Raw genomic sequence first — 23,923 nt, 5'->3', positions numbered from 1 at the left:
GATAAGTATTTCTACTCATCATAGAGCGTTTTTCTTATCCTGTATGGAATAAAAAAAGAAAAAGGAAGTCCAATATGACAAAAAGAATCGTCAGTTTTTTTATTGTAATATTTTTATTACTTGTGACAGTCATTTATTCAGCCACAACAGGTAGCATTAAAATGGGCTTTTTTGAATTTATCGGGGCATTATTCGAAGAAGAGAATAGCCAAATGGAGGCTATACGAGATTTACGTTTTCCCCGTATCATTGTGGCAATATTTGCAGGTGCGGCACTTTCAGTTTCTGGGGTGCTTTTACAATCGGTGATGCGTAATCCATTGGCAGATGCAGGTATCATCGGCATATCTTCTGGTGCAGCATTTGTTCAGCTATTTATTGTTGCCTTTTTCCCAACATTATTTTTTATGACACCTGTTTTAGCATTCATGGGCGGTGCATTGGCATGCACACTTGTATTTGCACTATCTTGGAAATCTGGCTTAAGCCCGCTCAAATTGATTTTAGTGGGGATAGCCATTAACGCTATGTTTACAGGCTTAACTGAGGCCATGATTAGCTTAGGTGGCTCCTTGAATACGTCTGCATCCAGTGTTATTGGCTCTAATTTAACGATGCGAACATGGAAAGATGTTTCAACCATTGTGACATATGGTTCGATTGGATTAGTAGGTGCATTTGCTTTGTATAGCTGGTGTAATTTACTCGTATTACAAGACAAAACTGTAAAAAGTTTAGGATTTCAAGTTGCGCGAGCACGGTTACTCATTGCAGCAGTTGCTGTTTTACTAGCAGCTGTTTCAGTTGTTGTTGCAGGAGTTATTTCGTTTGTGGGACTATTAGTACCTCATATTGCTCGTCGATTGGTTGGTCATGATCATCTTGTGCTTGTTCCATTTACAGCATTGGCAGGAGCATTATTAATTTTAATGGCAGATACAATTGGTCGTACAATCGTTGCGCCCCTTGAAGTTCCAGCGTCCACAATTATGGCAATTATCGGTGGGCCCTTCTTAATATTCCTATTACGAAAAGAGTGACAAACATGGATATACAAGACATCATTGTATCGCATGATAATACACGTAACCATTTAAATGGTGTATCAACAACGATTGCGAAAGGCAAAATTACAACAATCATTGGTCCGAATGGTTGTGGGAAGTCAACTTTATTAAGTGTCATCTCTCGCCTTCATTCACCCAAATCAGGAAATGTACTGTTAGAAAATAAAGATTTACTGCATTATAAACCTAAGGAATTTGCTAAAAAACTGGCCATCGTGTATCAACAAAATGATATACCGAAAGATTTAACGATTGAAAAACTAGTTGGCTTTGGTCGTCTTCCTCATCAGACTATGCTGAAAAAAAATCATGGTGAAGATGCTAAAGCAATTGAATGGGCTCTGGCATGTACAAATTTACAACAAAAGAGCACAACTGATTTAGTGGCGTTATCAGGTGGGGAGCGGCAACGTGTGTGGATTGCTATGGCTTTGGCACAGCAAACTGAAATACTCTGCTTGGATGAGCCCACAACATATTTGGATATTTATTATCAACTAGAATTATTAGAACTTGTCAAAACATTAAACAAGCAGCATAGTTTAACAATTATCATGGTGCTCCATGATATTAATCAAGCCATTCGCTATAGTGACCATATTATTTTAATGAAGGAAGGTCAAATCTTCGCAGAAGGTGCGCCACGAGATGTGATTACGAAAGATGTGATTAAAGAGGTATATGGGGTTGACGCGATATTTAATGAAGATAAACAACTTGGCTATTATATGATGCCAATGGGGATATAAGATGGTGGTAGGATGAAAAAGAAGGCATCAAAGTTAGTAACATTACTATATTTAGTAGTATTTTTATTTTCTGCATTTTCCCTAGCAAGGTATCTATATACGTATTATGAGACATCAAAATCGTTGAAGGAAGTGCAAGACATTTATCAAGCTACATTAGCCACTATTGAAGCGCAATCAGTAGATCAAATGGAAGAAACTCAAACACCTTCAACTTCAACGATTAGACCTCAATTTCATGATTTATTAGCAGTCAATCGTCAAATGATTGGGTGGATCTCAGTGGATGGAACAAAGTTAAATAACCCTATACTGCAAGCGGACAATAATGATTTTTATTTAAACCATAATTTTAGAGATCAGGAAAGTCGTGCAGGCAGTGTTTTTATGGATTATCGAAATAATATTCTTAATATGAATCAAAACACAATTTTATATGGTCATGCTATGAAGAACAATACGATGTTTGGTAGTTTAAAAAATTATTTAAAGCAAGACTTCGCAGATGACCATCCAATTATATATTTAGATACTTTATATGAAGGGTATGATATCGAGGTATTTGCTGCATACGAGACAACTATTGATTTCTACTATATTGAAACAGACTTTACAAGCATTGAAGCTTACCAACAATTTATTGATGAAATTCAGAAACGCTCCTCCATTCAAATGGACGTTGCGGTTAGTCCTGACGATAAAATCCTGACATTATCGACTTGTAAGGATTCAGTCATGAGTGACGATCATCGTTTTGTTGTGCAGGGTAAATTAGTAAGACGTTGAGGGGAAGAAGACAGGGATGTACTGAAAACTCGGGCATCCTTTTTATTTTTAAAAAATCTATTTTAATTACTTGACGTAACTTAATTATCATTGTATAGTAAGTTACAGAAAGTAATTGAATACTTTTTATAACTAAAGTAGTGCAAAAAATTAAGTAACTACAAATGTTTATCCTACTTAATCTTGGGTAACATAATTAATGTAGTTGCTTCATATTTTAAAATATATCTCGAAATCGAGATAAAATCAACTAATTGGAGGAATTTTAAAATGGCAAAATGGAACATTGATTTAGGACACTCAGCAGTTAACTTTCAAGTAAAACACATGATGGTATCAAAAGTTAAAGGTGTATTTGATAACTACTCAGCGGATATTGAGGCGGAAGATCTTGCAGATTTAACAACTGCTAACATCAGCTTTACAATTGATCCAGCTAGCATTAATACACGTAGTGAAGATCGCGATAATCATTTAAAAGCGGCAGACTTCTTTGATGCTGAACAATATCCAACAATTACGTTTAAATCAACAAACATTGCAAAAAAATCTAGCGATGAATATACAGTAACTGGTGACTTAACAATTAAAGGTGTAACAAAATCAGTAACATTTGATACAGAATTTAACGGCAAAGGTACAAATCCATGGGGCCAAGAAGTATATGGTTTTGAAGCTGAAACAACTATCAATCGTGAAGATTTTGGTTTAACTTGGAATGCAGCATTAGAAACTGGTGGAGTTCTTGTTGGTAAAGATATTAAAGTATCTGTTGAATTAGAAATCAACCCAGCTTAAGAAGAGATAGTCTTGCATGCTTGAAGTATTATTCAAGCATGCTTTTTATATGTACTAAAATATGTATTTGTACATGATATATTCTAGTAATAATATTTTGTAAAAATATTCCATCAAATATGTTTCTTGCATATTTTTAGTAAATACTGCATATAAATCATCATATTGTTTTTGGGGGCGATAGGATGAATGTATTAGTGACTGGTGGCTATGGTTTTATTGGTAGTGCAGTAGGTAGGCGTTTTTTTGAAGAAGGTGCATCCGTTTATATTATTGATAATTTATGTACGGGTCATTTGCGGAATGTTGACTTTGAGCATAAATCTTATCTTCTAAATGTGGAGGATGAGGTTTGTGAGCATCTTTTTAAAGAAACACATTTTGATGTGGTAATCCATTGTGCAGCGCAAACAAGTGTTCAACAATCCTTGCAGGAGCCAGTGAAGGATATTTTGACGAATATTGTTGGGCTAAGTCAAATGCTTTTTTTATCATCCAAATATAAGGTAAAGCATTTTGTATTTGCCTCCTCAGCTGCTGTATATGGAGATAGTCACTATCCGCCACTAGAAGAAACAGATGTCTGTGAACCGATATCTATGTATGGATTAAACAAGAGCATTGGAGAAACCTATTGTGAGAAATGGCAAAAAGATTATCGATTACCTATTCTTATTTACCGATTTGCCAATGTATTCGGTCCAAGACAGCAAATGCAAGGTGAGGCCGCTGTAATCCCAAGTATGTTAAAAAGTAGTGTTGAAGGCAAACCCTTTACAATTTATGGTGATGGTGAGCAGACACGTGACTTTATTTACGTTGATGATATTGCAGATGCCATCTATGCTGGTGTCAATGCACGATTGCAAGGTACCTATAATGTTTCCACAAATGAAGCATGGTCCATTCATCAAGTTATCTTGTTGCTTCAACATTTAAATCATCCACTTGAAATTCAATATGCGCCCGCACGAGAAGGAGATATTGAACATTCATTTTTAAATAATGACAAATTAGCCAATGCGATTGGCTGGAGACCCAAAATTTCGTTTGCAGAGGGAATTGAACGTACCCTGAACGCGTTACAAGTTGATAAATTAGCAGAAATCTAACAAAATAAGGGGATTTGGCATATTACATTGTGTAATATGTCTTTTTCTATCTCTATAGTATAATAATTCATTAAAGAGGATGTGGACGGAGGCTTACATATGCTTGTAGATTTTAGAGTGAAAAATTGTTTAAGTTATAAAGAAGATACGTTATTTTCAATGGTAGCAGGAAGTCGTCTGCGGAAGTGGAAGGATACCCATACGATGCGGTTAGATGATTCACTTCGATTAGTGAAAAGTGCATTTATTTTTGGACCCAATGGAAGTGGAAAATCCAACCTTTTTACCGCAATTAAAGTTTTACGTTCCTTGCTTTTTAACTTTGAAAATATAAACAACGTTAAACAATTACGTTTGCCATATCAGCCGTTTAAGTTAGGAAGTCAACAGGGCAAACCAACAGAGTTTATGATTTCGCTATTTTTGGATGGAATTTTGTATGATTATGAAATACAGTATAATGCTTCTTTAATTCTGTATGAGCGTCTTCAAAAGACAACCAATAATTTGAAAGAAGAGCTTTTTGTCAGACAATGGGATGGTGCTGATTATTCGTATGAAACAGCTTATTCGACAGCACGGGAATTAACAAAATACACACGAAACAATACAGCCTTTTTGTCTGTCTTACATGTTTTTAATGACTCAGATGCTTTAAGGGTATTCGATTGGTTTTTACATAAAATGCTGTTTCTAGATGAAGCGAATCGGTTATCAAGTCATCCTCTTATTCGTAAACTTGAAGAAGAGCCTTTTAAAAAGGAGGTCATCAAGCTTCTTAAAATTGCAGACTTTTCGATTCAGGATGTCACGGCTAGACGTGTTGAACGCAGAGAAAAAAATACCATTGGCTACGAGTTTGACACACCTGAAGTTATTCAAGAGGTTGATATTGATCTACATTATATATCATTCGATGAAACGGGCGCACCATTGGGAACAGAGACGATAAATTGGACGATGGATTCTAAAGGTACTGTACGCATGTTACATTTAGCCTGTGTGATGGTAGATGCCCACAATAAAGGAAAAACTATTTTTATTGATGAATTCGATACAGCTTTTCATGTGTCAATTTGCGAATTTTTGATGGCAATCATGAACAGTAAGCGCAATACAAGTAATCAATTTGTCGTGACGAGTCATGAAATAGAATTATTGGATCAGCCATTGCGTTCCGATCAAATTTGGTTTGTCAATAAAACCTTTAAAAATGAATCTGAGCTCTATTCTTTATTTGATTTTGCAGACTTACAGAAAAAACGTGGTGACCTTTCTTATGCTAAACGTTATTTAAAAGGTGAATTTGGCGCAACGCCTGTCATTAATGAATATTTATCTGGACAATATTTAGAAGAAGCGGAGGTATCTGAGCAGTGAGAGTACGTCAACAAGGGAACCGAACACTGCGGAAAACCATTTTAATTTACTGTGAAGGTGAAACGGAACGTATTTATTTTGAGCAGATGCGTATTTTGAAACGCTCTAAAATGGTAAGCGTTAAAATAAAAAACGTAAAACGTTCCGCCATCAAGCTTGCCCAACATGCTTATCGGGATTCCAGTTATCAATATTTTGATGAGGTTTGGATTGTTTTTGATAAGGATGATTTAACAGAAAAGCAATTGGAGGAAGTAAATCAATTTTGTGAGGAACAAGGTATCCATATTGCCTATACAAATGAAGCTTTCGAATTATGGTTACTTCTGCATTTTGAAGAAGTGGATAGTTCAGAAAAATATCCGCGTGCGGTTTTAAATGACAAAATGGAACAACACCTTGGCGTGAGTCGTTATTTCCGTCATAAGGCTGATGAGACCATTATTGCCCCCATTGCATTACGACATGAGGTAGCTATTAAAAATTGTACAGATATGATGGCTCTTCGTAATACGGAGAGCCGTGACAACCCTTACTGTAACATACATGAAATGATACGATACATATTTTAAGAATTGTTGGTTCTCTATTTTAAATAGGGACCTATTTTTTCTTTTCATCAAGATAGATTGTCAAATAAATGCATGTTTACTCTAATCAAACATATAGTGTCTATTGAGCGAAATCAGTAATAGTATGAAAGGGGATTGCGTGGATAAGTCAAAGCCGAATCAACGCAAAAATATAGAGGACAATGCAAAGGATCAGCAACTAGAGTCGTTTCGTGTTGAAAATGAAGGTACGAAAATGACAACGAATCAGGGTTTAAGAGTGTCGAACGATGAGGATTCGCTAAAAGCAGGAGTCCGCGGTCCGACAATTATGGAGGATTTTCACCTTCGAGAAAAAATTACACATTTTGATCATGAACGAATTCCAGAACGTGTCGTACATGCAAGAGGTTTTGCAGCGCATGGTGAATTCGAATTGTATGAGTCAATGAAAGAGTATACGAAGGCGAAATTTCTGCAGGACCCGAAGAAGAAAACGCCTGTGTTTGTCAGATTCTCGACAGTGGTAGGTAGCTTAGGCTCCATGGACACGGCTCGTGATGTTCGCGGGTTTGCAACGAAATTTTACACGGATGAAGGAAATTATGATTTAGTGGGCAATAATATTCCAGTCTTTTTTATTCAGGATGCCATTAAGTTCCCAGATTTAATCCATGCAGTAAAGCCTGAGCCACATAATGATATGCCGCAAGCTGCCTCTGCTCACGATACGTTTTGGGATTTTGTTGCGAACAATCAGGAGATTGCTCATATGATTATGTGGCATATGTCTGATCGAACAATACCTAGAAGTTTCCGTATGATGGAAGGTTTCGGCGTGCATACATTCCGCTTTGTTAATGACAGGGGAAGATCGAGATTTGTGAAGTTTCATTGGAAGCCTATACTTGGTGTACATTCACTAGTTTGGGATGAGGCTCAGATAATTGCTGGGAAGGACTCAGATTTTCAACGACGGGATTTGTGGGAAGCCATTGAAATTGGAGATTATCCAGAGTTTGAGTTAGGTGTGCAAATACTTGAACCGGAGGATGAATTTAAATTTGAATTTGATATTTTAGATGCAACAAAGCTTTGGCCAGAAGAACTAGTACCAGTAAAGAAAATTGGCAAGATGATCTTAAATCGTAATGTGGATAATGTATTTACTGAAACTGAGCAAGTTGCCTTCCATCCAGGAAATGTTGTACCAGGCATTGACTTTACCAATGATCCACTGTTACAAGGTAGACTCTTCTCTTATTTAGATACACAGTTAATTCGTTTAGGGGGCCCCAATTTTGCGGAAATCCCTATTAATCGTCCTATTTGCCCTGTTCATAATAATCAACGTAATGGTTTTAGTAGACAAACAATTAATCTAGGTAGAGTGAGCTATCATAAAAATTCATTGGCTAATAATACTCCTGCGACTTCCACTGCAAGGGAGGGGGGATATGTTCATTATGAGGAGAAGGTTGAAGGGAGGATCACAAGAGCACGCAGTAAATCTTTTGACGATCATTTTTCACAAGCAAGGCTCTTTTGGAACAGTATGTCCCCGCCAGAAAAACAACATATTATTGACGCTTTTAGCTTTGAGGTTGGAAAAGTCAAAAGTAAATCGGTGCGACAGCAAGTTGTGGATATGTTTGTCCATGTAGATAAAGCAATGGCTTCAACTGTAGCCGACAATGTTGGCGTTAACCGCCCTATTGGCGAACAGTCCAAAGTTACTGCCTCTTCACCTGCACTTAGTCAAGCCAATACCATTAAATTGCCTTATACGCTTAAAGTAGGTGTTTTAATTGGTGATAGCTTTGATGCCACTGAGGTAGGGGAAGTATTGAAGTATTTAACAAGACAAGGTGTACGCTACAGCATTATCTCTGATCGACTAGGAGTTGTGACAGGGAATAATGGTGTTCAATTAACGGCTAGTGACACGTTTATTACAACCGATGCTGTATTATTTGACTCGTTATATGTTGTTGGTGTAAAGGCAAGTAATCAAGCAAAATTTAATACACATATTGCAAATTACATTAATGAGGCATACCGTCATTATAAACCGATTGGGTTTGCTGTTACTGGCACAACGTTTTTTAATATGTCGAATGCGAATGTAGGGCCAGGAATTGTTTTAGCAACTGGTAATAAAGATTTCGCTAAAAAATTTGTAGATGCCATCGCACAACAAAGATTTTGGCAACGAAATATTTATTAAAGTAAAAAAGCAAATACAGTGTAAGATAAAGTGGCCTTTCATTGAATGAAAGGCTTTTACTATTTCTGCAACTTCGCTTGAGTTAACAAATGTTTTTTGTATCGAAAGCGTCAGGTACAGAAGGCTCCCTCCTGAATGGCTGTTTTGCTTTTGATGACTAACATCATGTCGCCACAAGGTATCTGGCTAGAAGTGGATGCAGCTTCACCATGGTGTCATTGATGATATTGCATTCAATTTTTCCAAATGATATGGTGATACATGAGGTGAAAAATATGGAAAAATTTGATATAGCTATCATTGGGGCTGGACCAGGTGGCTATGTGGCTGCCATTCATGCGGCGAAGTATGGCAAAAAGGTCGCATTAATTGAACGAGATAAATTGGGAGGGGCCTGCTATAATGTCGGCTGCATTCCATCTAAGATTTTATTAGAGCATAGTAAACTAGTACAGGCAATAAAGCGGGGAAACAGCTGGGGTATTGAAGTGGCCAATATGGAAATAAATTTTCCTCGATTGATGCAACGAAAAGATACAATTATTCAAGAGCTCCTAACAAATATTGAACAATTTATTATCAACAACCATATAACTTTATATCGCGGTGAGGCGACATTATCTAAAGATTTAACGATTACAGTTGGGAAGAAAACTTTGACTGCAACAGATATTATTTTAGCAACAGGTAGTAAACCATTTGTTCCACCATTTGAAGGGTTAGAAACCTCTACCTATTTTACAACAGATACATTCTTTAATCTTGAAGAGCTACCAGCACAATTAACGATTATTGGTGGTGGTGTGATTGCAGTGGAAATGGCCTTTAGCTTAGCGCCATTAGGAACGAAAGTTACAATGCTTAATCATAGTGAGGATATTTTACAAACGGAAGAGGCAGAAGCAAGACCACTTATTCGAAAAAAGATGAAGGAACTTGGTATTGAGCTTGTGACAGATTTCCAATTTGAAAAATTTGAAGGCAATACCATTCATACATCTAAAGGTATATATACATATGAAAATCTTTTATTTGCCACAGGTCGTCGTCCTAACACAGAAATTGCTCAGCATTTAGAGTTGGCATTTGAAGGGCGTTTAATTGCTGTCAATGAGCATTTACAGACGAGTAAGCCCCATATTTATGCAATTGGTGATTTAGTGGGAGGTTATCAATTAGCGCATTCTGCGAGCACGGAAGGAATCTATGTTGTAGATTATATTGTGGGCAATCAACTGACAACAATTGACCAAACATCTATCCCACGTTGTGTTTATACACATCCTGAAATTGCTACATTTGGTTTACTAGAAGAACAGGTTAAAGAACCTTACACGATGACAAAAATGCCCCTACAGACAAATCCAAAGGCTTTAATGGAAGGGAATACAGATGGCTTTGTGAAGCTGATTACCAAAGAGGGTAGCGGTCAAATTTTAGGTGCTTGTGTTGTGGGAGATGGTGCAACAGAAATGCTGAATGCTATATTGGCGACAAAAAATGCAGGCGGTACAGCCCATTCATTAGCCCAAATGACCTTCCCTCATCCGACTGTGTCTGAACATATTGGAGACGCTGCTAAAGCTGTTTTTGGAAAAGCTATTCACCGATAATTAAAAAGCTATTGACATTAAAAAAATATATGTTAGATTAATTTTATAAGAATACTTGGTATTGAAAAGTTGACTAGGCATCTAGAGGCTTCTATTTTACAAGACGATTTTCGTTTGATTGTAAAATAGGGGCCTTTTTTAATGGCTTAAAGTAAAGAAGAGATAAAAGGAGTGGGAACAATGACAAAAGCAGTAATCATTAATGGGAGTAACTCAAAAAGTTCTAGGGTTATGGCAATCCATGAAAAGGTTGAAAATCATTTAAATGCACAAGGAATAGAAGTCCATTCTAATTATGTTCATGACCTACCAGCTATAGATTTAATAACAGCCAATTTCGCAAGTGAAACTATTCAGGTAGAAAATAAAAGGGTTGAAGAAGCACAAATAATCGTTATTCTAACCCCGATATATAAAGCATCTTTTACGGGGATCTTGAAGACTTACTTAGATCTACTACCCCAAAAAGCACTACTCGGAAAGGTAATATTACCGATCGCAGTTGGCGGTTCTATTGGTCATTTATTAGCATTAGAGTATGCTTTAAAGCCCGTTTTAGCTGTTTTAGGGGCCACATCAATGACACATTCTGTTTATATTGTGGATAAACAAATTATTCGTCTTGATGAAGGAGGTTTTGCCATAGAAGAAGAAGCTATCAACAGATTAGAAGCTGAGTTAAAGCAGTTACGACAGGTATTAATCGTTAATTAAACATGATAAAAGCGCATTATAGGGACATCCTATAATGCGCATTCTTTAATTTACTTCAAGATCTTCTTCATTCTCTACCGGTGTTGGAGAAAGATATAAGAAAGCCTCATCTTGCAAAAGCAATAATTTTTCTTCACAAATTCCATGCGATAAAGGTCCTGAAAAAATAGACTCCCACCATGTCGTTGTTGTTGTCATACATCTACGCCCCCGTTTCGTTTAATATGTAGTTGTATATTTCCCGAGATGAAAAAACTAAAACATTTCATTTGCTCAAATTTCATCGCCCCCTGATGAAGAAAGAGGATTTTTTCCTCTTGATGTTGTATCGTATAGACAATGATAGTTTGTTTCGAAATGAAAAAACTATGTATGTCATTTTTTAAAAAGGGGTGCTTTATTGATGAATTTTACGTCTCAAGATGTGGAAAATATGATTACAGAGCAACGTCAATTTTATTTCTCTCGTGCCACAAAAAGTGTGAAGTTTCGAAAAGAGCAATTAAAAAAGTTAAAGAAATCCATTTTAAAATATGAGAAAGAAATATTGAATGCACTATACTTAGACCTTCGTAAAAGTGAATTTGAAGCATATGCAACTGAGATTGGCATTGTCTTAGATAGTATTTCATATATGGTGAAGCATGTGGAAGAATGGACGCAACCAGAAGCTGTCAAAACACCCGTTCAATATCAGATGGGTAAAAGCTTTATTGTTCGTGAGCCATATGGTGTCACCTTAATTATTGGTCCGTTTAATTATCCATTCCAACTTGTTATGGAACCACTTGTAGGAGCGATAGTTGGTGGAAATACAGCCATCGTCAAACCTTCAGAAACATCTGTACACACTGCAGCCATCGTAAAAAAGGTAATTGAAGAAACATTTCATCCTTCCTATGTACGTGTAGTAGAAGGTGAAAAAGAAGAGGTCACTGCCCTGATCCATGCTTCTTTTGACTATATATTTTTTACAGGAAGTGTAGCAGTTGGCAAAGTGGTGGCTAAGGCAGCTGCAGAACGATTAACGCCCATTGCTTTAGAACTTGGAGGAAAAAGTCCAGCTATTGTGGATCAAACAGCGAACCTTGAAGTAGCAGCGAAGCGAATTGTATGGGGAAAATTCACAAATACTGGACAAACATGTGTGGCACCAGATTATTTACTTGTCCACAAAGATGTTTATGACCGTTTTATGAAAATATTAAAAGAAACGATACGTACTTTTTATGGGAAGAATCCACTGAAAAGCCCTGATTACGGTCGCATTGTGAATCTTAGACAGTTTGATCGTTTACAGCAAATTATCAAGGAAGAACGCGATGCTATTACATTTGGTGGGCGAATAGATCGTGATGATTTATATATTGAGCCAACGATCATTGAGTATGTTAAGTGGACAAGCCCTTCGATGCAGGAAGAGCTCTTTGGTCCCATATTACCTGTCATGATGTATAACGATTTACCACTTGCTATTCATCAAATTCGCCAACTGCCGAAACCTTTAGCGGCATATTTCTTCTCGGAGCATGACAAAGCAATTCAATATTTTTTAGAGGAACTGCCATTCGGTGGAGGATGTATTAATGATACTATTACACATGTTGGTAACTTACATTTACCTTTTGGGGGTGTTGGACCTTCAGGGGTGAAAGCATATCATGGCAAAGCGAGCTTTGAAAACTTTACACACGCTAAATCTATTTTAAAAAAATCTTCCAAGCTTGAGACAAATGTACTTTTCCCACCCTATAAACAAAAGGTGAAAATTGTACGTTCTATTATGAAATAGTAAAAAGGGGGTATCTTAAGATATCCCCATTCAAAAAACCCTCCTTTGTATAGAAGAATGTCCCCAAAAATCCCATCCTAGGCATGTCGAAAAATGCCGATTCGTGATTATAGTTGAAAAATTCGAGGAAAACATATTTTTTTGTTCAAATGAAAGCGTTTTCGTTGAAAAAACAGCGCGGAGACATTTTATTTATCGCGAAATAAGTAGTAAAATAAGTTCAATAGAACGTGGGGGGATTCATATTGTCGTTTTTTGTCGAATAGTAAAAAATGATGACATGAGTGTAGAGATTGATTGGAGGACTATGAAATGTATGCAGAGGAATTGTTAAGTGCATTACCTTTGAAAAAAATAATTGGCATGCTGCCAGACCAAGTAACTGATATCGTAGTAGATTCAAGAAGTGTACAACCAAATAGTATGTTTGTGTGTATTAAAGGATATACAGTGGATGGGCATGACTATGCTCAAAGGGCTGTGGATGGCGGGGCTAAAATTGTTGTAACGGAGCGTGAATTACCGCTAGGTGAGACAATTGCACAAGTAATTGTGAAAGACACAGATCGTGCAGTTGGCTTACTAGCCGCAAAGTTTTTTGATTATCCTTCCAAAGATATTACGATGATCGGGGTAACGGGAACGAATGGTAAAACATCTGTAACAGGTATTATTCAAAATATCATGCATGGTATGGGTGAAAAATCTGCCTTAACTGGCACAATTGGCTTTAATTTAAATGGAATTTTATATGAATCTGCCAATACAACGAGTGATGCGTTATCGACGCAACAAATGATTTTTAGAGCAAAAATGGAAGGCTGTCGTTTAATGACGATGGAGGTTTCATCACATGGGCTAGCACTTGGACGTCTAGCAGGTGTTGACTATGATGTAGCTATTTTTACAAATCTAACGCATGATCATCTTGATTTCCATGGTACGATGGAGGAATATGGCCACGCTAAAGGTTTATTATTCTCCCAGCTTGGACAGGATTTGGAAAAGAATAAATTCGTCGTGCTGAATGCTGATGATGCTTGGTCAGAACGATATGCAGCAATGACACCATTTCCAGTGTGGACATATGGTTTAAAAAATGAAACAGCAGATTTCCGTGCAATTAACTGTGAATATCACGATTATATGACATCTTTTGATGTGGAAATGGCTGAAGGAATTTATCGTGTGAAAATGAATTTACTTGGTGAATTTAATATTTATAATGTATTAGCAGCAATGGTGGCATTTTACGGTCGTGGCTATTCTATGGAGGCCATTATCGAGCAAGTCGAGCAACTTCCACCAGTTAAAGGTCGTATGGAGAAAGTATGTTCAGACCTACCTGTACAAATCTTTGTTGATTATGCACATACACCAGATGCTATTGAGAAAGCGATTGAAGCAGCACAACCATATAAAAAGGGCAAACTTATTTTCTTAGTTGGGACAGGTGGTAATCGCGATAAATCAAAGCGTCCTGCAATGGCTGAGAAGGCGTCGGCAGCAGAGTATGTCATTTTGACAACAGATGACCCACGCTATGAGGACTATAATAGTATTACAGGTGATTTGGCCAAAGGGATGCTACATGACAATTATGCCTGCATCGGAGATCGTGCAGAGGCAGTACGTCATGCCATAGAGGTTGCTGAACCAGGCGATATGATTATTTTTGCTGGTAAAGGCCATGAGGATTATCAAATTATTGAAAATACTAAATTTCCACATAGTGATGCAGAAATAGCAATAGAAGCTGGCCATTTGAAATTTGTTTGATTGAAGATAAGATCTTAGGAAACCCTTTTAGATAGTACTAAAGGGTTTTCTTTTTGGCGATTTCATGTAAAAAGGTTGTACGAAAGGCAAGTCTTCTTTTATTATTATTAAGTATGAAAAAAGGAGAATGACGAGATGAATTCAAATTTAGAAAAAGATATACAATCGCGTCGTACTTTTGCCATTATCAGTCACCCTGATGCTGGGAAAACGACGATTACAGAAAAGCTTTTACTATTTGGTGGCGCCATTCGTGACGCAGGAACAGTAAAAGGGAAAAAAACAGGTAAGTTTGCAACATCTGACTGGATGGAAATCGAAAAGCAACGTGGTATTTCTGTTACTTCTTCCGTGATGCAATTTGATTATAATGGCTCGCGTGTGAACATCTTGGATACCCCTGGTCACCAAGACTTCTCAGAAGATACGTATCGTACATTAATGGCTGTAGATAGTGCTGTCATGGTAGTGGATGCTGCCAAAGGGATCGAGGCACAAACATTAAAGCTATTTAAAGTTTGTAAAATGCGCGGTATTCCGATTTTTACTTTTATTAATAAATTGGACCGTCAAGGGAAAGAGCCTCTTGAGCTAATTGAAGAGCTTGAGGAAGTACTGGGGATCCAAGCATATCCTATGAACTGGCCGATTGGTATGGGAAAAGAATTTCTTGGTATTTACGATCGTTATAATAAACGTATCGAACAGTTCCGTACGGATGAGACTGAGCGCTTCCTGTCAATAGATGAGAATGGCGAGCTTGCAGTAGAACATCCGATGAAAGTCACTTCTTATTATTCTCAAGCAATGGACGACATATTACTATTGAATGAAGCTGGTAATGAATATTCGGAAGAGAAAATTCGTCGTGGCGAATTAACGCCAGTATTCTTTGGTTCAGCTTTAACAAACTTTGGGGTGCAAACATTCCTAGAAACTTACTTACAATTTGCACCAATACCACAGCCTAGAATTACTGAAGACGAACAATTTATTGATCCACTTGAACAAGATGAATTTTCAGGATTCATATTCAAAATTCAAGCAAATATGAATCCTGCGCACCGTGACCGTATTGCCTTTGTACGTATTGTCTCTGGTAAATTTGAGCGTGGTATGAATATGACATTGTCTCGTACAGGGAAATCCTTTAAGGTAACCCAATCTACACAATTCCTTGCCGATGATCGTGAGACTGTAGATGAAGCTGTTGCTGGAGATATTATCGGTTTATATGACACAGGAACTTATCAAATTGGGGACACAGTTGTGGGTGGTAAGAAAACATTTCAATTTGAAAAGTTACCACAGTTTACACCAGAGTTATTTGTCCGTGTGACAGCTAAAAACGTTATGAAATCGAAGCAATTCCATAAAGGGATTTTACAATTAGTACAAGAAGGTGCCATTCAGTATTATAAAACGCTGCATACAGAGGAAGTTATTCTTGGAGCAGTTGGTCAATTGCAATTTGAAGTATTCGAGCATCGTATGAAAAATGAATACAATGTTGAAGTAAGAATGGAGCCAATTGGTTCAAAAATTGCCCGTTGGATTGAGAATGAAGAGGATGTTAAAGAGTCTATGTCTTCTGGTCGTTCAATGCTGGTGAAAGACCGTTTTGACAATCTTGTTTTCTTATTCGAAAATGAGTTTGCCATGCGTTGGTTTGCCGATAAAAATGAAAACATCAAACTTTATAGCCTTCTATAATAGCCAAACACGAATCGACAATTTTGCGATTCGTGTTTTTTTGCAAGGAAAATTGACGCTGGTTGTAGAATATATACAGTAATAGGAAATAGAAGTCTGCAATCGCTAGTTGGAGGGAAATTAGCTAATTTATAAAATAATCTCCTTTTCGGCTATCCTAGGAAGGAAGAGATAGAAAAAGGAGTTTGTTATATGAACATCAGTAATTTTTCAATTAAAAGACCTGTCTTTACTATTGTGACAATGCTTTTTGTCATTCTATTAGGCGGTGTATCGTTATTAAAAATACCTATTACTTTAATTCCGGAGTTAAACCCTCCAATAGGTGTAGTTGTCACCTCTTACCCTGGGGCAAACCCAACGGAGGTGAATGAGAAGATAACCAAGCCTTTAGAGGTCACATTAGCCACTTTACCTGGTATCAAGAAACTACAGTCAACCTCACAAGAAGGAACCAATTTAATCGTGCTTGAGTTCAATTGGTCCACAAATTTGGAAGATGTCCAACTTGATATTTTACAGCGGATTGATATGACACCACTCCCTAATGATGCTAGCAAACCAAGTTTTTTAAAATTTGATCCCTCCCAATTTCCCATTATTCAGCTTTCATTGCGTGCAGAAAATGATGATGTAGATGTGCGCTTATTAGCAGAGGATTTGGAAAAAGAACTGCGTAGGACAGAGGGTGTCGCAAGTGTAAATGTTTCCGGCAAGCTTATAGAAGAAATACAAATAACATTAGATGAAGCAAAGCTAGTCGAAAAAGGCTTAACACAGACAGACATTATTCAAATCGTTCAAGCGAACAATGTATCACTTCCTGGTGATCCTGTTTTAACTGATGATGGAAAAATGTTAACAACACGTATTATTAGTACATTAACTTCACCTGAAAGTATTGCCGATTTAATCGTTTCAGTGAATCCTTTAACGGGTGAAACGTTAACAGTCGGCAATCTTGCAACTGTCAAAAGGGCAGAGCAACAATCCATTACGACAACACGTGCCAATGAGCATTCAGCAGTTCTTATGTCCGTAATACAGGAATCAGGTGCGAATACAGCAGATGTTTCGAAAGAATTTCAACAAACATTACACGAATTGCTAGAGAAGAAACAATATAAGGGAATTACTGCGGATATATTAGTGGACCAAGGCAACTATGTAGATATAGCGATTAGTAACATCGGCTCTTCCTTAATTTTAGGAGGATTATTTGCGATGTTCGTCCTCTTTGTTTTCTTACGAAGCGTGAAGAGCCCTATCATCATTGGTATCGCCATTCCATACTCCGTTATTGTGACATTTGTATTGATGTTTTTTGCCGATTTTTCCCTCAACATTATGACATTAGGTGCTTTAGCATTGGGTATTGGCATGTTGGTGGATAATGCCATCGTTGTTATTGAGAATATTGAAAGACATTTAGGGTTAGAAAAGGACCCTATCGCAGCAGCGACGGAGGGAACAAAGGAAGTTGCTCTTGCTATCACTGCTTCAACGCTAACAACAATAGCGGTATTTATCCCTGTTATGTTCATTGAAGGATTGATTGGTCAAATTTTTACAGAATTTGCGCTCACTATTTCGTTTAGTTTAATTGCTTCTTTAGTAGTTGCTCTCACAGTAGTACCGATGTTAGCGAGTCGCCTTTTAAAAATGAAAAGTATCAACTTTTATGAACAGCGCAGTAAGTCTCTATTTTATAAGCGATACAAATCTTCTATTGTATGGGTTCTACAACATCGTTTGCTAATACTTATTTTCACGATAGTGTGCTTCAGCCTGTCATTATTTGGACTAACTAGAATCGGTACTGAGTTTTTACCACCCACTGATGAAGGTTTTACAACGATAAACGTCAATCTTGAACAGGGTGTCGCTGTATCTGAAACAGAAAAGGTTGTTAGGAAGATTGAGGAACGTTTAAAGCGGGAAAAAGATGTAGATGTTTATGTTAGTTTAATTGGTGGTTCACAACAATCTCAATCACGTGGACAAACTAGCCCCAACCAAGCTGAAATGTATGTGAAGCTAGTGCCTTTAGCAGAAAGAGAACGTTCAATTTTTGAATTTGTCGAGGAGCTAGAGCAAGAATTACAAGAAGAGCTAGATGAGAAAGCTGAACTTACATTTAACGTATCGACAGCCACTGGCTCATCACCACATACGTTAACATTCCGATTAACAGATTCTGAAGAACAAAGGCTCCAACAGGCTGTCCATAAAGTACAGCAAGAATTACAAGCTATCCAGGAAGTAACAAATGTTTCCACGGATTTAGATAATACCGTTCAAGAAATTCAAATTGAGGTCAACCGAGAGAAAGCCAAAGATTATGGATTTGTACCGGCACAAATTGCACAAACTGTAAATCAAATGACAAAAGGGCAGTTAACCTCCCAATTGATCGCAGAGGACGGTGCTGTGTTACCTGTCTACACAGGCTTTGGGCAGACTTTTAATAATAGTGTGGATTCACTAAAAGCTATGCAACTTCGTTCACCAGCGGGATTGTTTGTGAAATTAGAGGATGTTGCAACTGTTTCCATACAGGAGGGTCCGGTCTCCATTCGTCGATCTGATCAGGCAGCAGCAGTGGCATTTTTCGTTGATTATGAATCGAAGGAATCTTTGGGGGGAATTTCCGCTAAGGTAGATAAAGCAATAGAAAGGGTTCATTTATCACCTACTACACAAATTGTGTTTAGTGGCGATCGAGAACTTTATGATAGTGCAATCGATGATATGCTACTAGCGGTAGTCCTAGCAATTGTACTAGTTTATATTGTGATGGCTGCTCAATTTGAATCATTTAAATATCCGTTTGTCATTATGTTTACAGTTCCATTAATGATTATTGGAGTAGCGATTGCCATGTTTGCCACACATACTTTAATCGGTGTGACATCTGTAATAGGAATCTTAGTTCTTGTTGGGATTGTTGTTAATAATGGTATTGTTTTGGTTGATTATATTAATCAACAAAAAGCGAATGGTATGCCAGCTTATGAGGCCATTTTACTTGCTACTCAGGATCGTCTTCGTCCCATTTTAATGACTGCGCTAACAACTATTTTAGGTCTGTTGCCACTTGCACTTGGTATTGGTGAAGGAACAGAGATGAATCAACCAATGGGGGTTGCAGTTATTGGAGGACTTGTGACCTCCACATTACTAACACTTTATATTGTACCGATTGTCTATAGTTTAGTGGATAAAGAAACAAGGAAGATGCGCTAGAATCAAGGGGGGAATGGGAGATGAAAGTTCATTTTTTTACTGGTTTTCCTGGTTTCATTTCGAGTCAATTAATTCGAACGTTGTTCCAAAAAAAACAGACGCAACAGGTCATAGCAATCGTGTTGGCTGGCGAAACCATTAAGGCTCATAAAGAGAAAAGCAAAATATTAGACGAGTTTCCTAATTGTACGATTCGTATTGTAGAAGGCGATATTACATTACCGAATCTCGGTATAGATAATCAAATGATCGAAGAAATTGTACCGCAAATAGAAGTATTATGGCATTTAGCAGCCATTTACGATTTAGCCGTACCACGTGATATCGCGTGGAAGGTGAATGTACATGGGACAACGATGGTTAATGACTTTGTACGCACTTTACCCAATTTAAAACGCTATATGTATTTTAGTACGGCCTACGTGGCAGGTAAACGTGAGGGGATATTGCGTGAAAATGAACTAATTCGACCATCGGCATTTAAAAATAACTATGAAGAAACAAAATACGAGGCTGAGCTCCGAGTGGAGGATTTAAAATCGGAAATTCCACTGACAATTATTAGACCTGGCATTGTGCGGGGACATTCGGAAACAGGTGAAACTATTAAGTTTGATGGGCCTTATTTCTTTTTAAATGTAGTAGAACGTTTAAAATGTTTACCTATTATTCCGTATATTGGACAATCTACTTCTACGATCAATGTAGTACCAGTAGATTATATATTAAATGCTTCAACTTTTCTGGCAACAGAACAGGAGGCTGAAGGCAAGACTCTCCATTTAACAGATCCGAATCCTCACCCCGTGCAGGAAGTGTATCGTACTATGGTGAAGTTAGTGACGAATGCTTACCCGAAGGGACGTTTCCCATTTGCATGGGCGAAACTATCCTTGCAGGTTCCGTTTATTCGGAGAAAACTAGGGGTGGAGCAGGAAACATTAGATTACTTAACATGGAATGCCACATTTGACACGACGGAGGCTCATCATATTTTACAAAAGGGTGGAATTACATGTCCTGATTTTATTCGGACGATGCCGAGAATGATTGATTTTTATTTAGCACATAAAGAAGATAAGAGCTATCACATACAAATTAAGTAAAGTAAAAAACAACATAGATATTTTTGTCAGTTGTAAATGATAGTGCTATAATGTTTGAAAGAAGATACCTTCGACAGTTTGTCAAAGGGGAGTAGCTAACAGGTTTTATAAATTTACCTGGTTTCATATTCGTCAAGATATGGTTTTTGCCAGAATGTGATAGTGAATGGCTCTATGCGTAAAATGATTACTGATGACGTGTAGATGTACCCATACGGTACTAATTTACTTAGCGAGACCTTTGCCTAATTAAGGCAGGGTTTTTTTTCTTTTGTACTTTAGTAGAAATAATTATTTTGGGTATTTAGAGCTTAGAGGAGGCACTAGCATAAATGGAAGCAATATTATTACAATATGGCTGGGTATTGATTGTCCTAGTTGTATTAGAAGGATTACTTGCAGCTGACAACGCAGTAGTAATGGCTGTAATGGTCAAGCATTTACCACAAGAGCAACAAAAAAAGGCACTATTTTATGGACTATTTGGCGCCCTAATTTTCCGTTTCGCTGCTCTTTTTGTCATTACAATTTTGGTAAACTATTGGCAAATCCAGGCGGTAGGCGCAGCTTATCTGCTATTCATGTCAGCGAAAAATATTTATGATTTACGTAAACATAAAGATGATGAGGAAGAAGAATCGACTGAAAAAGCTAGGAAAAAAGGTTCTGGATTCTGGTTAACCGTGCTCAAAGTTGAAGCAGCGGATATTGCATTTGCTATTGATTCAATGCTGGCAGCAGTTGCTATCGCTGTCACGTTGCCTCATTTGGGGAATTTTGATGTTGGTGGCATTAATGGTGGACAATTTATCGTCATGCTTCTTGGTGGATTTATTGGGGTCATTATGATGCGTTTTGCAGCACAATGGTTTGTCAAAGTATTAAATGATTACCCTTCACTTGAAACAGCTGCATTTTTAATTGTTGGCTGGGTAGGTGTGAAACTGGTTGTTTTAACATTAGCCCACGAAAAAGTAGGTATACTACCAGAAGAGTTTCCACATTCCACTGCATGGGAGTTAACATTCTGGATTGTCTTACTAGCCATTGCATTTTTAGGTTATCTAGTAGGCGTTCGGAATAAAAAATAAATTATACGTATTTTGAAAAATAGCTTAGATGGACTCTAAGCTATTTTTTTATAAGTTATATCAATAGGGTTAAATTAAAATTCTTTAATCCATTGTTCATTTTCATACATAATCGTTACTTGGGCGTGTTCGATATTCAGTTCATAGCGAAGATAATCATTCCAAAATTCGAACATTTCTTCTTTCTATATTTAATATCAATGCGGCATAGTCAAATCGATCATGTTACTGACCCACTATGTACTCGACACCAGAGATTTCGTATTTCATAGTAGGGTAGTTCGCAAGTAAGTATTGTTCAGCTTGTGACTTTACCTTTGCTTCTTCATTTTCATCCGGCTGTAAAGATACCCTGAAATTATGAAATAATAAAACAATCCCGACTATTAGTAATAGCACTATTCCTCCGATTGAAAAAATAAATATGCTCCAACCTTTTAACAACCTGTTCATTATTTCTCCTCCAAAATAATAAGTAGTAAACCAGTCGTATTGGGGAAAATTTTTGTTCAATATTACTAATACATTAATTTATATTTATTCTTGTGTCGATAAGTCGAGTAGTATAGATGTAACTATTCCTCTTTCTTTTTTCATGTATTTTTTCTATACTATTATCTATCTAGTTGGGCATCATATGTAGGAGGGGTTGTTAAAGTGCCTTGGAAAAAATCATCAAATAGACTTGTCACACCATTTCAGGTACTTGTTTCTTATTATTTTATAGCAATAGCGATTTCCTTCCTGTTATTACGGCTTCCAGGCGTTCATCAAGAAGGAGTAAGGGTTTCCTTTTTAGATAGTCTATTTACGGCAGTGAGTGCAGTAAGTGTAACTGGTTTAACGACCATTAATATTTCGGAAACGTATACGACATTTGGACTTGTCATGATTCTTGTTATTTTACAGTTAGGCGCGATTGGTATTATGTCACTTGGTACTTTTGTGTGGCTATTAGTCGGGAAAAAAATAGGGATGCGCGAGCGTCAGTTAATTATGATTGATCATAACCAGTACAATTTGTCTGGCGTTGTTAAATTAATACGAGAAATCTTAAAAATCTTAATTGGCATTGAGATAGCAGGTACGATTATCTTAACGCTACACTTTACCAATTATTTTGATACGTTAGAAGAAGCATTCATACACGGAGTATTTGCTTCAATTTCTGCTACAACCAATGGTGGGTTTGATATTACAGGAATGAGCTTATTGCCATTCCATGATGATTATTTTGTACAATTAGTGACAATGGTACTTATCGTGTTAGGGGCAATCGGTTTCCCCGTATTAATTGAATTAAAGACCTTCTTACTCAATCGTCATGCAAATTTTCGATTTAGTTTGTTTACCAAAATCACTACATCTACTTATGCGATATTATTTGTTGGTGGTGCCCTCGTCATTTTACTTCTTGAATCATTCCATTCTTTCAAGGAAATGTCCTGGCATGAGGCGCTTTTTTCAGCGATGTTCCATTCTGTATCAACAAGATCCGCTGGGCTTACAACTTACGATGTAACAACATTTAGTGAAGCGACAGATATTTTCATGAGTTTTCTCATGTTCATTGGATCTTCTCCAAGTTCAGTTGGAGGAGGAATTCGAACAACTACTTTTGCCATCGCCATTTTATTTTTAATTACTTTTGCAAGAGGGAGAGAAGATATTCAAGTGTTTGGACGAGAAATCCATTTAATTGATGTTTTCCGCTCGTTTGTTGTAATCTTATTAGCATTTTTCATGGTTTTAATTGCTACGATTATTTTGCTTATTACAGAGCCACATGCATCGCTTATTCAAATTATTTTTGAAATCACCTCAGCGTTCGGTACCTGTGGTATGTCATTAGGAATTACTTCAGATTTATCGGTGATTGGTAAAATCATCATTATAATTTTAATGTTCATTGGTCGAGTTGGCTTAATATCCTTCTTGTATACATTAGGTGGTGGGGGACGAGGTAAGAAATCGACCTTCCATTATCCAAAGGAACGAGTGATTATTGGCTAATTTATAAGAAGTATACGATGTCTGATAGCTGATAAGAGAGCATCATTTCATCGTATAGTTCTTACTAAAACCGCTAAATGAATAAACTGACATAAAATTTTCAAAAAATTTAAAATAATATTTCCCGAGTGTGAAAATATTTAATGGGTATAATTTACAAAGTATAGATAACCTTTCTTTAAGAAT

Annotated in this window: 19 protein-coding genes; 17 read left to right on the top strand and 2 right to left on the bottom strand. The window is 37.0% G+C overall.

Annotated features, from left to right (window positions below; genetic code table 11):
* Positions 1–74: 74 nt before the first annotated feature.
* The 10 genes from AO843_RS15790 (at position 75) to ssuE (ending at position 10,997) form a co-directional block, all read left to right on the top strand.
* Positions 75–1,040, top strand: coding sequence for a FecCD family ABC transporter permease (locus tag AO843_RS15790; protein ID WP_054612052.1), 966 nt, complete (start codon positions 75–77; stop codon positions 1,038–1,040).
* 5 nt (positions 1,041–1,045) lie between these two features.
* Positions 1,046–1,816 (top strand): ABC transporter ATP-binding protein, encoded by a 771-nt coding sequence (locus AO843_RS15785; protein ID WP_054612051.1) that lies wholly within the window; start codon positions 1,046–1,048, stop codon positions 1,814–1,816.
* Between the two features lie 12 nt (positions 1,817–1,828).
* Positions 1,829–2,602, top strand: coding sequence for a class B sortase (gene srtB, locus AO843_RS15780; RefSeq protein ID WP_054612050.1), 774 nt, complete (start codon positions 1,829–1,831; stop codon positions 2,600–2,602).
* Between the two features lie 270 nt (positions 2,603–2,872).
* The gene (locus AO843_RS15775; protein WP_054612049.1) at positions 2,873–3,400 is read left to right on the top strand and encodes a YceI family protein; all 528 of its coding nucleotides are present in this window, start codon (positions 2,873–2,875) and stop codon (positions 3,398–3,400) included.
* Positions 3,401–3,585: 185 nt separating this feature from the next.
* A complete protein-coding gene (locus AO843_RS15770) occupies positions 3,586–4,512 on the top strand; it encodes an NAD-dependent epimerase/dehydratase family protein (protein WP_054612048.1) in 927 nt (308 codons plus the stop codon).
* A 99-nt stretch (positions 4,513–4,611) separates the two neighbouring features.
* A complete protein-coding gene (locus tag AO843_RS15765; protein ID WP_054612047.1) occupies positions 4,612–5,892 on the top strand; it encodes an AAA family ATPase in 1,281 nt (426 codons plus the stop codon).
* Complete coding sequence (locus AO843_RS15760) at positions 5,889–6,464, top strand: RloB family protein (RefSeq protein ID WP_054612046.1); 576 nt, start codon at positions 5,889–5,891, stop codon at positions 6,462–6,464. Before AO843_RS15765 ends, AO843_RS15760 begins: the two co-directional genes overlap by 4 nt.
* Positions 6,465–6,588: 124 nt before the next feature.
* Positions 6,589–8,670, top strand: coding sequence for a catalase (locus AO843_RS15755; protein ID WP_054612045.1), 2,082 nt, complete (start codon positions 6,589–6,591; stop codon positions 8,668–8,670).
* 275 nt (positions 8,671–8,945) lie between these two features.
* The gene (gene lpdA / locus AO843_RS15750) at positions 8,946–10,283 is read left to right on the top strand and encodes a dihydrolipoyl dehydrogenase (RefSeq protein WP_054612072.1); all 1,338 of its coding nucleotides are present in this window, start codon (positions 8,946–8,948) and stop codon (positions 10,281–10,283) included.
* A 180-nt stretch (positions 10,284–10,463) separates the two neighbouring features.
* Positions 10,464–10,997 (top strand): NADPH-dependent FMN reductase, encoded by a 534-nt coding sequence (gene ssuE, locus AO843_RS15745; RefSeq protein WP_054612044.1) that lies wholly within the window; start codon positions 10,464–10,466, stop codon positions 10,995–10,997.
* A 45-nt stretch (positions 10,998–11,042) separates the two neighbouring features.
* Here the strand turns inward: ssuE and AO843_RS24870 are convergent, their stop codons facing one another.
* Complete coding sequence (locus AO843_RS24870) at positions 11,043–11,195, bottom strand: hypothetical protein (protein WP_197278939.1); 153 nt, start codon at positions 11,193–11,195, stop codon at positions 11,043–11,045.
* A 205-nt stretch (positions 11,196–11,400) separates the two neighbouring features.
* Here AO843_RS24870 and AO843_RS15740 point away from each other — a divergent pair, with 205 nt between their 5' ends.
* The 6 genes from AO843_RS15740 (at position 11,401) to AO843_RS15715 (ending at position 21,724) form a co-directional block, all read left to right on the top strand.
* On the top strand, positions 11,401–12,789 hold the full coding sequence (locus AO843_RS15740; RefSeq protein ID WP_054612043.1) for an aldehyde dehydrogenase: 1,389 nt from the start codon (positions 11,401–11,403) through the stop codon (positions 12,787–12,789).
* A 312-nt stretch (positions 12,790–13,101) separates the two neighbouring features.
* Positions 13,102–14,568 carry a UDP-N-acetylmuramoyl-L-alanyl-D-glutamate--2,6-diaminopimelate ligase gene (locus AO843_RS15735; RefSeq protein WP_054612042.1) on the top strand — a complete coding sequence of 489 codons (1,467 nt, stop codon included), beginning with the start codon at positions 13,102–13,104 and terminating at the stop codon, positions 14,566–14,568.
* A gap of 135 nt (positions 14,569–14,703) precedes the next feature.
* Positions 14,704–16,281 carry a peptide chain release factor 3 gene (locus AO843_RS15730; protein WP_054612041.1) on the top strand — a complete coding sequence of 526 codons (1,578 nt, stop codon included), beginning with the start codon at positions 14,704–14,706 and terminating at the stop codon, positions 16,279–16,281.
* A 192-nt stretch (positions 16,282–16,473) separates the two neighbouring features.
* On the top strand, positions 16,474–19,527 hold the full coding sequence (locus AO843_RS15725) for an efflux RND transporter permease subunit (RefSeq protein WP_054612040.1): 3,054 nt from the start codon (positions 16,474–16,476) through the stop codon (positions 19,525–19,527).
* Positions 19,528–19,547: 20 nt separating this feature from the next.
* Positions 19,548–20,633, top strand: a complete 1,086-nt coding sequence (locus tag AO843_RS15720) for an SDR family oxidoreductase (protein WP_054612039.1) — start codon at positions 19,548–19,550, stop codon at positions 20,631–20,633.
* A gap of 332 nt (positions 20,634–20,965) precedes the next feature.
* Positions 20,966–21,724, top strand: a complete 759-nt coding sequence (locus AO843_RS15715; protein ID WP_054612038.1) for a TerC family protein — start codon at positions 20,966–20,968, stop codon at positions 21,722–21,724.
* A gap of 225 nt (positions 21,725–21,949) precedes the next feature.
* Here the strand turns inward: AO843_RS15715 and AO843_RS15710 are convergent, their stop codons facing one another.
* The gene (locus tag AO843_RS15710) at positions 21,950–22,177 is read right to left on the bottom strand and encodes a hypothetical protein (protein WP_054612037.1); all 228 of its coding nucleotides are present in this window, start codon (positions 22,175–22,177) and stop codon (positions 21,950–21,952) included.
* Positions 22,178–22,381: 204 nt separating this feature from the next.
* Here AO843_RS15710 and AO843_RS15705 point away from each other — a divergent pair, with 204 nt between their 5' ends.
* The gene (locus AO843_RS15705) at positions 22,382–23,737 is read left to right on the top strand and encodes a TrkH family potassium uptake protein (RefSeq protein ID WP_054612036.1); all 1,356 of its coding nucleotides are present in this window, start codon (positions 22,382–22,384) and stop codon (positions 23,735–23,737) included.
* Positions 23,738–23,923 lie beyond the last annotated feature (186 nt).

The organism is Lysinibacillus sp. ZYM-1 (assembly GCF_001308875.1).
Classification (GTDB): domain Bacteria; phylum Bacillota; class Bacilli; order Bacillales_A; family Planococcaceae; genus Lysinibacillus.
This window is presented reverse-complemented; position numbering and strand designations above follow the sequence as displayed.